The sequence below is a fragment of the Streptomyces sp. NP160 genome, assembly GCF_006335115.1.
Classification (GTDB): Bacteria; Actinomycetota; Actinomycetes; order Actinomycetales; family Quadrisphaeraceae; genus Quadrisphaera.
The window spans coordinates 34,999-45,788 of sequence record NZ_VDMJ01000011.1 but is presented as its reverse complement, the minus strand read 5'-3'; the positions used below and the strand labels follow the sequence as shown (position 1 = coordinate 45,788).

Below are 10,790 nucleotides of genomic sequence, written 5' to 3'. Positions count from 1 at the left end.
GACGCTGGGTCCCGGTGTGGGAGGTCCACACCGGGACCCAGCGTCCACGGTCGCCGCGGCTACTTCCGGGTGCTCCTCAGCACGGCGAGGCGGGCGCGGTAGCCCTCCTCGTCGACCTCGCCGCGGGCGAAGGCCTCGCGCAGCACGTGCTCGGCGCTGCGCGAGCGGTGGCGACGGACGGTGAAGACGACGGCGCCGATGACCAGCACCCAGAACAGCAGCGGCACGAGGAGCCACGGACCGGGGCCGCCGCCGTGCCACGGGCCGTAGCCGGCGCCGGGCGCTCCTGTCGTGAGCGAGGTGGTGATCGAGGTGGTGAACGGGTGGCTGAGGAGTGCGTCCATGCCGTCCACGGTGCGCCGGCGACCCCACCGGCCGCGTCAGCCCGCGTGCGTCACCTCGGGTGCGCCGGCGTGCGTACGCCTCAGCCCTGCCAGCCGGGCCTGACCAGCCCGGTCTCGTAGGCGAGCACCACCAGCTGCGTCCGGTCGCGGGCGTCGAGCTTGGCCAGCACCCTCCCGACGTGGGTGCGGGCGGTGGCCGGGCTCAGCACGAGCCGCTCGGCGACCTCGTCGTTCGACAGCCCCTCCGCCACCAGCGCCATCACCTCCCGCTCCCGGGCGGTGAGCACGTCGAGCACCGCGGCGCGCGGTCCGGCACCGGCGGGCGGTGCCGCCGAGCGGGCGGCGAACTCCGCCACCAGCCGCCGCGTGGCCCCCGGGCTGAGCAGCGCGTCGCCGGCGGCGGCCACCCGCACGGCCCGGACCAGCTCCGCCGGCTCGGTGTGCTTGACGAGGAACCCCGTGGCGCCGGCCCGCAGCGCGTCGAAGACGTACTCGTCCAGCTCGAAGGTGGTCAGGACGACGACGCGCACCCCGTGCAGCTCCGCGTCCGCCGTGATGCGCCGGGTGGCCTCGATGCCGTCCAGGTGCGGCATGCGGACGTCCATGAGGACGACGTCGGGGCGCAGCTGCCGGGCCAGCGCGAGCGCCTGCTCGCCGTCGTCGGCCTGGCCCACCACCTCGATGCCGTCCTGGGCCTCCAGCAGCGCGGCGAAGCCGGCGCGGACCAGCTGCTGGTCGTCGGCGACGAGCACCCTGACCGGTTCGGTCACAGCCGCAGCACCCCCTCCACGCGCCACCCTCCCCCGGGGCGCGGCCCGGCGTCGAGGCCGCCGCCCAGCGCGCGGGCGCGCTCGCGCATCCCGGGCAGACCGCTGCCCCCGGTCGGGGACGGGTGCGCGACCGCTGGACCGTCGTCGTCCACGACGACCACCAGCCGGCCCTCGGCGCGGCGCAGCAGCACCCGCGCCGGGGAGCCCCCGGCGTGCCGGGCGACGTTGGTCAGCGCCTCCTGCACGATGCGCGCAGCGGCCAGGTCCACCGCGACGGGAAGGTCGCCGAGGTCGCCCTCGACCGACGCGCTGACCTGCAGTCCCGCGGCGCGGGGGCGGGCGAGCAGGGCGTCGAGGTCGGCGACGGTGGGCGCCGGGGCGCGGGGCTGGCGCTGGTCGTCGTCCTCGCCGCGCAGCGAGGCGAGCACGCCGTGCACCTCCACGAGCGCGTCGCGGCTGGCCGCGCGGATGGCGGTCAGCGCCTCGCGGGCGACCTCGGGGCGGGCGTCCATGAGCTCCAGGGCCACGCCGGACTGCACGGTGATCATGGACAGGCTGTGGCCGATGACGTCGTGCAGCTCCCGCGCGACCGCGAGCCGCTCGTCGCTGGCGCGGCGGCGCCGCTCCTGCTCCCGGGCCAGCGCCTCCTGCTCGGCCTGGCGGCGGCGGTCGGCGGCCGCTGCGCGCCGGGCGCGCACGCCCTCGCCCACCGCGACGACGACGAGCAGCCACGCCAGCGACCCGGCGACCACCGACCAGGCCGCGGGCGCGACGAGCCAGGCCAGCGCCCAGGTGGCCGCGAAGACCGCGTAGGCGGTGACCCGCCGGCGCAGACCCCCGCGCCCAGAAGGCGACCCCGCGACGGCGCTCACCGCCGCCACCGCCACGGCCAGCCAGACCGGCCCGGTGACGCCGAGCAGCGCCGCCCACACCAGCAGGGCCAGGCCCGCGACCACCTGGGCGACGTGCGGGTGCCGGCGGCGCACGAGCAGCGCGGCGGGGCCGGCGAGCAGCAGCGGCAGGTGGGGCGGGAAGGGGCTGACGTCCACCTGGAGCGCGACGGACATCGCCCGGCTGCCGACCACCTGCACGACCGCCGTCGCGAACGCCGGCGCCACCAGCCGCAGACGGGCGCGGCGCTGCGCGTCGCGGTCCTCCACCCGGTCTGGCGGCGGGGTCGCGGGGGTCACCGCTCGACGCTAGCCAGCGCCGGCGCCCGCCGTCGTCGTCCTGGGCGCGCAGCCGCCCGTACGCCGCCCCGCGTACCCGCGGCTGCCCCCAGGCGTCGGAACCCTGCCGCGAGGTGTCGGAACCGGGCCCGGGTTCCGACACCTGGCGGCAGGGTTCCGGCAGGGCGGGGCGTCCCGGCGCCGGCCGCGCGGCGCGCCGACCTCCCTGCCACCACCGTCCGTGACTAGCGTGTAACGCCGGGTGCCGTCCGGTCACCCGGTGCGCGGAGCGGGGAGGCGAGACGGGTGCTGGGTCACTCGCACGCGATGTCAGGGCTGGCCGCTGGTGCGGCGACGCTCCCGTGGGCCGGCCAGGCCGGCGTCACCGGTCCCGTCGAGCAGGTCGCCTGGGTGGCGGCGTGGGGCGGCTTCGCGATGCTGCCCGACCTCGACCAGGGCGGCATCCACTGGCGCGGCGTCATGCCCAGCGCCACCGGCTCCACCGTGGCCCGCATGTGGGGCCCGATCACCACCACGCTCGCCAGCGTGGTCGGCAAGATCGCCGGCGGTCACCGCCAAGGCACGCACGACCTGCTGCTGGCCCCCGCCATCTTCGGGCTGCTGACGGTGCTGGCCGCTCAGAACCCCTGGGCGTCGATGGCCGTGATCGCCCTCGGCATCGGGCTGGCGCTGCAGGCGCTGCACGTGGTGATCCCCGGCAGGGTCGAGCAGACCGTGATCGGCAACCTGGTCATCTCCGTGGTCGGTGCCTGGTGGGTCACCGGCACGGCCAGCCACGCGCTGGAGTGGCTCCCGTACGCGGTGGCCGGCGGCGTGGTCGTCCACATCCTCGGCGACTGGCTCACCGTGGGCGGCGTGCCCGTGCCGCTGACGTGGGTGGGCGGGCACTCCGCGCGCCTGTCCGCCAGCCTGTTCAAGACCGGCGCGAAGCCGGAGCACGTGCTGGCCACGATGTTCGGCATCGCCGCCGTCGTGCTCGTCGTCGTCTTCTCGCCGCTGCAGGGCTACGTGGCGCCGGTGATCCAGCCGGTGCTCACCAGCGCCAACGTCAGCCCGTAGCCGAGCTGCGGCGGCGCTCGACCTCCGCCTCGAGCACCGTGAGGTCCACTTGCTCGATCTCGCGGCGCCACCGCTCGGCCTGGGCCTCGTCGACGGCGGGGCCGGCGTGGGAGGGCAGGTCGCGCACGTCGACCTCCGCCGGCGAGCCGGGCGCGCCCAGCGCCCCGGCCCGCCCCGGCAGCACGAGGTTGAGCACCACCGCGAGGAACGCGGCGACCACGATGCCGCTGTCGAACAGCGCGCTCCACTGGCCGGTGATGCCGGCGACGGCGTCCGGCGCCGCCGCGATGCCCCGCCCCAGGCCCACCGACAGCGCGACGATCAGCAGCGACCGGGCGTCGAGGCCGTCCTTGGTGAGCATCTGGATGCCGATGGCGCAGACCATCCCGAACAGCACGAGGACCCCGCCGCCGAGCACGGGCGGCGGCACCGACGCGAGCACACCGGCGACCTGCGGCAGCATCGCCAGCACGACGAGCGCGCCACCGGCGATCGCCACGACCCAGCGGCTCATCTGCTGCGTCAGGGCCACGAGCCCGATGTTCTGGCTGAACATCGTCGTCGGCAGCGCCCCGAAGACACCGCCCAGCGCTGCGCTGCCGCCCTCGGCGAGGATGCCGCCGCGCAGCTCGCGGCGGGTGGCCGTGCGCCCGGCACCGCCCTCGGTGACGGCGTTGACGGTGCCGACGGAGTCGACCATGTTGACCACGCCGAGCACCGCCATGGACAGCGCCGCGACGGCCGTGAACTCGATGCCGAACGGGAACGGCGTCGGCGCGGCCACCACGGGCCGGTCCCCCACGCCCGTGAGGCTGACCATGCCCAGCGCCGCTGCCAGCGCGTAGCCCGCCACGATGGCGAACAGCACCGACGCGGTCTTGAGCAGCCCGCGGCCGTACTGGTTGAGCACCACCGTCAGCAGCAGGACGACGGCGGCCACCCCGAAGTTGGTCCACGAGCCGAAGCCGTCCCGGCCGACCCCGCCCGCGGCGAGGTTGATGCCCGACGGGAGCAGCCCCAGCCCGACCACCAGGATGATCGTCCCGGTGACGACGGGCGGGAACAGGAACGCCACCTTGTGGATGCCCAGGCCGATCGCCACCTGCACGAGGGCCGTCACCAGCACCCCGCCGAAGACCGCGGCGGCGCCCTGCGTCTCGGCGAGGGGCACGGCGACGGCGATGAACGCGAAGCCCGTCCCCATCATCAGCGGGAGCCGGCTGCCGACCGGGCCGATCCCGAGGGTCTGCAGCAGCGTCGCCAGCCCGGCGCACAGCAGCGCCGCCTGCACCAGGGCCGCGGACTGGCCCGTGGTGGCCCCGATGACCCCGGCGATGAGGATCGCCGGGGTCAGGTTGGAGGCGAACATGGCCAGCACGTGCTGCGCGGCCAGCGGCAGCGCCACCGAGGCCGGCGGCATGGAGTTCGGGTCGCGCGGGTCGTGGGGGCGCCGGGTCGCGGGCGCGGCCGTGGTCATCACCGCAGGGTGACGGCTCGCCGCCGGGCGCGGGTTTCGCCCGTGTTGCCGCGGCGATATATGACGGGTCGTCGGCGCCCGGGTCAGAAGCGCTCGGGGCGCACGCGCACCTTGCGACCGCGGATGAGACCGCTCTGCAGGCCGGTCACCACGTCGTCGACGGCGCCGGAGGGCACCTCGACGAGGCTGTAGCGCTCGTGCACCTCGATGGCCCCGACCTCGCCGCCGTCCAGGCGGGTCTCACCGGTCACCGCGCCGACCAGGTCCTGCGGGCGCACCCCGGCCTGGCGACCCAGGCCCACCCACACGCGGGAGACCTCCCCGCCCAGGCGGGGCTTGCGGCCGCCGCCGACCGGTCCGGCGGGACGGCCGTGCGGCGCGCGACGACCCTCGCCGCGGGCACCGCCGACCGGGCGCGCGCCCCGCTCGGCCCCGGCCCGCGGACCGGAGCGCAGCGGGCGGCCGGAGGAGGCGTCGGGCACGTCCGGCTCGTCGCCGCGCTCGCCGCGGGCCTGCGCCAGCAGCACCAGGGCGGCGGCCAGCACCTCGGCCGGCTCGCGCTCCTGCGTCAGCTTCGCCGCCAGCTCGCGCGCGGCGCCGTCGACGTCGGCGGCCTCCAGGGCGGCGGCGGTCCGCTCCGCGCGGCGCTCCCGCAGCGTCTGCGCCGTCGGCACCGGGAGCACGGCGATGGACCCGCGCGAGGCGCGCTCCAGCCCGGCGATGTACCGGGCCTCGCGCGGCTCGGCGATGGTGATGGCCACCCCGGAGCGCCCGCCGCGGCCCACGCGGCCGATGCGGTGCACGTACGCCTCGGAGGAGGCCGGCACGTCGTAGTTGATGACGTGGGTCAGCTGCTCCACGTCGAGGCCGCGCGCGGCGACGTCGGTGGCCACGAGCAGCTGCGCCACCCCGGCGCGCAGCCGGCCCATGACGCGGTCGCGCTGGTCCTGGCTCATGCCGCCGTGCAGCGCCTCGGCGCGCATGCCGCGCCCGTTGAGGGCCTCGGTCAGCTCGTCGACCTCGCCGCGGCTGCGGCAGAAGATGATCGCGGCGGCCGGCGCCTCCACGTCGAGCACGCGGCGCAGCGCCGGCAGCTTCCACGCCCGCTGCACCACGTGGGCGCGCTGCTCCACCAGCGGCGCACCGCCCTCGGGCACCTCGCGCTGCAGCACCACGCGCACCGGGTCGGTCTGGTGGGTGCGGGCGATGCGCTCGATGCGCCCGGCCATGGTGGCGCTGAACAGCACCGTCTGCCGCTCGCGCGGTGCCTGCTCGAGGATGCCCTCGATCTCCTCCTGGAAGCCGGCGTCGAGCATCTCGTCGGCCTCGTCGAGCACCACGGTGCGCACGCCGGACAGGTCCAGGCTGCCGCGGGAGAGGTGGTCGAGCACGCGGCCGGGGGTGCCGACCACCACGTCGACCCCGCGCTGGAGCTCGCGCAGCTGCCCGCCGATGGGCGCGCCGCCGTAGACGGCCAGCACGCGCACGCCCAGGCCCGCGCCGTAGGACTCGGTGGCGCTGGCCACCTGCAGCGCCAGCTCGCGCGTCGGGGCCAGCACCAGCGCCGACGGGCCCCTGCCGGTCGGCTCGCCGGAGCGGCTGGCGTCAGCCAGGCGCTGCAGCAGCGGCAGCGCGAAGGCCGCCGTCTTGCCCGTGCCCGTGGCCGCCTGGCCGAGCAGGTCTCGCCCGGCCAGCAGGTGCGGCACCGCCTCGGCCTGCACCGGCGTCGGCTCCTCGTAGCCGAGGTCGTTGAGCGCCGCGAGCAGCTCCGGGCCGAGCCCGAGGTCGGCGAACCTCGTCGAGGTGGAGGAGGACGACGACGAGGGCGACGGCTCGGGAGTGGCGGACTGGTCAGGGGCGGAGCTCACGGGCCCCATCGTCTCGCAGATCGACACCCGCGCGTGACGGGCGCCCTCCCCTCGCCGTCCGGGGGGCCGCGCTCAGGGGGTGGACAGCGTGCCGCGCTCCATGGCCCGCTCCACCACGCCGAGCATCTCGGCGGCCGTCAGCGGCCCGCCGGCCTCGGCGTCGTCGGGCTCGTCGCCACCGGGGTGCACCAGCGCGCCCACCACGGCGCGCAGCGGGAACAGCCCGTCGGCGGTGGCTGCAGGCTCGCGCAGGGCGTCGCGGACCGAGGCGACCACGCGCGTGACGGCGTCCTCGCCGGACGGCAGCGGCAGGTCGGGGAGCACGGCCACGAAGCGGCCCCCTCCGCAGTGGGCGAGCACGTCGCTGCGGCGCAGGTGGCCGCGCACGCGCGAGGCCACCACGCCCAGCACCGCGCCGCCGAGGTCACCGTCGCCCACGCTGCAGAACAGCAGCGCGGTGGTCGTCCCGGGGCGCTGGTGCTCCAGCGCGCGCTCGAGCGAGCCGAGCAGCTCGGCCCGGTGCGGCAGGGACGCGGTCGGCTCCGGGCGCTCCTCGGTGCTCGCGGGCGCCGTCGTCGTCGAGCCCTCGGCCACCCCGGCCGGTGCGGCGGGCTCCTCCAGGGACGCGGCGGGCAGGGCACCGGCGGCGGCGCGCAGCAGCGCAGCCACGTCACCCCGGACCACCGAGGCGTGCGGGGCGGTGCGGGCCACGTCGACGGCGAGGGGCGCGGCGAGCAGGCGCAGCGCGGCGTGCGCGCGGGCGTCGGGGCTGTGCAGCTCCAGGCGCGGTGCGTGGTCGACGAGCTCAGGGGTGCAGGCGCAGTGGCGGGCGCCGTCGCGGTGGCAGGTCACTCCCGCCCATCGGCAGGCCCGCGGAGCTCCTCCACCCCTGGGGTGCCGGCCGTCGCCGCGGTTCACCTCACCGGGTGCCTGCGCCGGTGCCCGTCCCCCTGCTGGCGCGGGCGGCCAGCTCCGCCTCCCGCTCGGCGCGCCGCTGCGCGCGGCGCTTGCGGACCTGGCGCACCACGAGCAGCGCCACCGCCAGCACGACGGCACCGATGACCACCTTGTCGAACACGTCCGCGTAGCCCGAGACGCTGTCCCACTGGGAGCCCAGCGCGTACCCGCCGCCGATGAGCAGCGCGTTCCACAGGGCCGTGCCGGCGGTGGTGTAGAGGAGGAACTGCCCCAGCGGCATCTCCGCGGCCCCGGCGGGGAGCGAGATGAGGCTGCGGACCCCGGGGATGAGTCGGCCGAAGAAGACGGCCGAGCGGCCGTGGCGGCGGAACCAGCGGTTGGCGGCGTCCGCGTCGTCCTCGTCCACCAGGGGCATCTTCGCCAGCAGCGCGATGGCGCGGCGCTGCCCGATCCGCCGGGCGAGCTCGTACAGCAGGAAGGCTCCGAGCACGCCGCCGGCGGTGGCCGCGACGAACACCGCCGCGAGGTTCATCCGCCCGTCGTAGGCGAGGAAGCCGCCCAGCGGCAGCACCACCTCGCTGGGGATGGGCGGGAACACCGTCTCCAGCAGCGTCAGCAGGAACACGCCGGGCCAGCCGAGGGCGTCCATGACGTCGGCCACCCACCCCGACAGCCCGGTCAGCCCGTTGGCAGCGGAGGTGCTGTCAGCCGATGCGGAGGCGAGCAGGGGGATCACCGGGTACACGCTAGGTGAGGAAGGAGCCACCGACGCGCTGGAGTGCGACTCCCGCACCCGCGCGGCACAGTGGCGCCCGTGACCAGCGACCCCGACCAGCGCGCCGCCGAGGACCCCCTGGGCGTGGCCAGCCAGCTCGACGCCTCCGAGGAGGACCCCTCGGTGGACGCCTCGGCGGCACTGCCCGGGCACGCCGCGGACGACCTCGTGGACGGCGCCGAGGGCCACCACGGCCCTCTGCAGGAGCCGCAGATCGGCTCTCCGTCCCAGGACCACCCGCGCTGACGCGTCAGCGCTGACCGCCCCTGGCGCCCACCGACCCCCACCCTGGAACAGCCCGGAGGAGAACGATGGACCTCGACCGCCCGCTCGCACCGGAGCCCTACGGCCAGCTGCCGCAGGTGCCCGCCTTCACCCTCACCAGCACCGACGTCACCGACGGCGAGCCCATGGCCGACCGCCACTCCGCCGAGGGCGGCAGCACCTCCCCGCAGCTGCGCTGGAGCGGTTTCCCGGCCGAGACGAAGTCCTTCGTGGTGAGCTGCTTCGACCCCGACGCCCCCACCCCGGCGGGCTTCTGGCACTGGACCGTGTTCGGCGTCCCCGCGTCCGTGACCGAGCTGCCGACCGGCGCCGGTGACGAGGGCTCGGTGCAGCTGGGCGGCGGCACGGCCGTGAAGAACGACGTGGGCGGCGCGGCCTTCACGGGCGCCGCTCCCCCGCCCGGCGACCGGCCCCACCGGTACGTCTTCGCGGTGCACGCCCTCGACACCGACGACCTCGGCCTGGACGCCTCCGCCACGCCCACCGTGGTCGCGTTCACCGCGCTGTTCCACACCATCGCGCGCGCCACGCTGACGCCGACCTACCAGGTGCAGGGCTGAGCGCTGTGCCGCCGGGGCAGCCGGTGACCGGGCCGGGCGGGCTCCCGTGGGAGTCCGCCCCGGGCCGCACCGACCTGCTCGCACCGCCCGTGGCGGCGGCGCTGCAGGCGTGGGGCGAGGCGGCGCAGCAGGTGCTGGTCGCCGAGATCGACCCCGACCTCGCCGACACCGCCGCCCTCGTGGAGGCCACCGGCGCCCCGGCCTCGATCATGGCCAACTGCGTCGTGGTGGCCGGCCGGCGCGGCGAGGTCGAGCGGGTCGCCGCGTGCGTGGTGCTCGCCACCACCCGCGCCGACGTCAACGGCCTGGTCCGCAGGCGCCTCGACGCGCGCAAGGCGTCCTTCCTCGACCACGACCGCGCCGTCGCCGGGTCCGGCATGGAGTTCGGCGGCATCACGCCGGTGGGGCTGCCGCCCGCGTGGCAGGTGCTGGTGGACGCCGCGGTGCTCGAGGTGGACGTGGCCGTCATCGGCTCCGGCGTGCGCCGCTCCAAGCTCGCCCTGCCCGGGGCGCTGCTGGGCCGGCTGCCCGGCGTCGAGGTGGTCGAGGGCCTCGGCGTGCCGCTGCCGCCCTCGTCGTCCTGAGGGTGCTGTGAGGCGCGAGCTCGCGGTCACGGGTGCCGCTCCCCCGCCGCTGGTGTGGGAGCGGTACGCCGACCCGTCGCTGTGGCCGACGTGGTCGCCCCAGATCGCATCCGTCTCCCCGAGCACCCCGCGGCTGCGGACGGGGACGGCGGGCGTCGTGCGCGGCCACGGCGGGCTCAGGCTCTCCTTCACCGCTGAGGACGTCGACGACCGCGCCCGCCGATGGACCTGGCGCGTCCAGCCGACGCACGCGCTGGGCCTGCCGCTGCCGGGCGCGCTGCGGCGGCTCGGCCGGCTCCGCCTGGAGCACGGCGTCTCGCTGAGCGGCCGCGTCGACGGCGGCTCCACCACGACGCTCGTCCTGGAGGGGTGGGCGCCCGTGGTGGTGGCCTACGCGCCGCTGGCCGCCCTGGCCCTGCGCCGCCTCGTCGCCCGCCCCTGACCGCGACGGTCGCGGGAGCCGCGCGCGCCGCGGCCGCCCGCCCACCCGTCTGCCCGGCCGTCTGCCCGGCCGTCCGTCTACCGATCTCGGCACCGGGTAGGGCCCGCACATGAGCACGCCCACCGCCGGCGGGTCCCCGTCCCGCGAGGACCTGGCGATCCCCGACTTCGACCACCTGCCCGTCGGCTCCCTGCAGGGCCGCGTCCGCACGCTCGACGCCGAGCAGCTCGACCAGCTGCTGCGCTTCGAGCAGGCCCACGGCAAGCGGACCGCGGTGCTGCAGGTGCTGCGGTCCCGCGCGCAGCAGCTGGCCGCGGGAGCCGCGCCGACCGGCGGCGACCCGGCGGCCCCCGCACCGGAGGCAGCGCCGCCCGCGGACGCCGGCTCGCCGGTCGACCCCACGACGGCCGGCGAGGCCGCGCCCGCAGCCCGCCACGGTCTGGCCGCTGACCCCTCCGGGCCGCGCGGCGGTCGCGACAGCTGAGGCCCGCCGGCCTCGCCCCGGCGGCACGGGGGCG

General features: G+C 77.1%; 13 protein-coding genes. 6 read left to right on the top strand and 7 right to left on the bottom strand.

Features of this window, described 5'->3' with window-relative positions:
* Positions 1-59: 59 nt before the first annotated feature.
* The 3 genes from FHN55_RS08015 to FHN55_RS08005 all read right to left on the bottom strand — a co-directional run bounded on the left by FHN55_RS08015 (position 60) and on the right by FHN55_RS08005 (position 2,304).
* Positions 60-344: an SHOCT domain-containing protein gene (locus tag FHN55_RS08015; RefSeq protein WP_218974452.1), complete on the bottom strand. Its 285-nt coding sequence runs from the start codon at positions 342-344 to the stop codon at positions 60-62.
* 80 nt (positions 345-424) lie between these two features.
* Complete coding sequence (locus tag FHN55_RS08010; protein WP_139711792.1) at positions 425-1,114, bottom strand: response regulator transcription factor; 690 nt, start codon at positions 1,112-1,114, stop codon at positions 425-427.
* Entirely contained in the window at positions 1,111-2,304 is a 1,194-nt protein-coding gene (locus FHN55_RS08005; RefSeq protein WP_139711791.1) for a sensor histidine kinase, read from the bottom strand. Before FHN55_RS08005 ends, FHN55_RS08010 begins: the two co-directional genes overlap by 4 nt.
* Before the next feature lie 285 nt (positions 2,305-2,589).
* Between FHN55_RS08005 and FHN55_RS08000 the strand changes: the two genes are divergently transcribed.
* The gene (locus tag FHN55_RS08000) at positions 2,590-3,363 is read left to right on the top strand and encodes a metal-dependent hydrolase (protein ID WP_139711790.1); all 774 of its coding nucleotides are present in this window, start codon (positions 2,590-2,592) and stop codon (positions 3,361-3,363) included.
* Here the strand turns inward: FHN55_RS08000 and FHN55_RS07995 are convergent.
* The 4 genes from FHN55_RS07995 to FHN55_RS07980 all read right to left on the bottom strand — a co-directional run bounded on the left by FHN55_RS07995 (position 3,353) and on the right by FHN55_RS07980 (position 8,362).
* On the bottom strand, positions 3,353-4,840 hold the full coding sequence (locus tag FHN55_RS07995; protein ID WP_139711789.1) for a uracil-xanthine permease family protein: 1,488 nt from the start codon (positions 4,838-4,840) through the stop codon (positions 3,353-3,355). The two genes, FHN55_RS08000 and FHN55_RS07995, sit on opposite strands and share 11 nt — an antisense overlap.
* Positions 4,841-4,923: 83 nt before the next feature.
* Complete coding sequence (locus FHN55_RS07990) at positions 4,924-6,708, bottom strand: DEAD/DEAH box helicase (RefSeq protein WP_257570795.1); 1,785 nt, start codon at positions 6,706-6,708, stop codon at positions 4,924-4,926.
* 72 nt (positions 6,709-6,780) lie between these two features.
* The gene (locus FHN55_RS07985) at positions 6,781-7,560 is read right to left on the bottom strand and encodes a diguanylate cyclase domain-containing protein (protein WP_180357705.1); all 780 of its coding nucleotides are present in this window, start codon (positions 7,558-7,560) and stop codon (positions 6,781-6,783) included.
* A 67-nt stretch (positions 7,561-7,627) separates the two neighbouring features.
* Entirely contained in the window at positions 7,628-8,362 is a 735-nt protein-coding gene (locus tag FHN55_RS07980; protein WP_257570794.1) for a DedA family protein, read from the bottom strand.
* A gap of 78 nt (positions 8,363-8,440) precedes the next feature.
* Here FHN55_RS07980 and FHN55_RS07975 point away from each other — a divergent pair, with 78 nt between their 5' ends.
* The 5 genes from FHN55_RS07975 (at position 8,441) to FHN55_RS07955 (ending at position 10,756) form a co-directional block, all read left to right on the top strand.
* The gene (locus tag FHN55_RS07975) at positions 8,441-8,647 is read left to right on the top strand and encodes a hypothetical protein (RefSeq protein WP_139711786.1); all 207 of its coding nucleotides are present in this window, start codon (positions 8,441-8,443) and stop codon (positions 8,645-8,647) included.
* A 65-nt stretch (positions 8,648-8,712) separates the two neighbouring features.
* Positions 8,713-9,246 carry a YbhB/YbcL family Raf kinase inhibitor-like protein gene (locus FHN55_RS07970; protein ID WP_139711785.1) on the top strand — a complete coding sequence of 178 codons (534 nt, stop codon included), beginning with the start codon at positions 8,713-8,715 and terminating at the stop codon, positions 9,244-9,246.
* A 23-nt stretch (positions 9,247-9,269) separates the two neighbouring features.
* Entirely contained in the window at positions 9,270-9,830 is a 561-nt protein-coding gene (locus tag FHN55_RS07965) for a YbaK/EbsC family protein (RefSeq protein WP_139711784.1), read from the top strand.
* A 7-nt stretch (positions 9,831-9,837) separates the two neighbouring features.
* The gene (locus FHN55_RS07960) at positions 9,838-10,272 is read left to right on the top strand and encodes an SRPBCC family protein (RefSeq protein WP_139711783.1); all 435 of its coding nucleotides are present in this window, start codon (positions 9,838-9,840) and stop codon (positions 10,270-10,272) included.
* A 109-nt stretch (positions 10,273-10,381) separates the two neighbouring features.
* The gene (locus tag FHN55_RS07955; protein WP_180357704.1) at positions 10,382-10,756 is read left to right on the top strand and encodes a hypothetical protein; all 375 of its coding nucleotides are present in this window, start codon (positions 10,382-10,384) and stop codon (positions 10,754-10,756) included.
* The last annotated feature ends 34 nt before the right edge of the window (positions 10,757-10,790 follow it).

Excerpts from the sequence above, each read along its gene's own strand:
- FHN55_RS07955 (WP_180357704.1), top strand. The coding sequence starts at position 10,382 with ATGAGCACGCCCACCGCCGGCGGGTCCCCGTCCCGCGAGGACCTGGCG.
- FHN55_RS08015 (WP_218974452.1), bottom strand. The coding sequence starts at position 344 with ATGGACGCACTCCTCAGCCACCCGTTCACCACCTCGATCACCACCTCG.
- FHN55_RS07995 (WP_139711789.1), bottom strand. The coding sequence starts at position 4,840 with ATGACCACGGCCGCGCCCGCGACCCGGCGCCCCCACGACCCGCGCGAC.
- FHN55_RS07970 (WP_139711785.1), top strand. The coding sequence starts at position 8,713 with ATGGACCTCGACCGCCCGCTCGCACCGGAGCCCTACGGCCAGCTGCCG.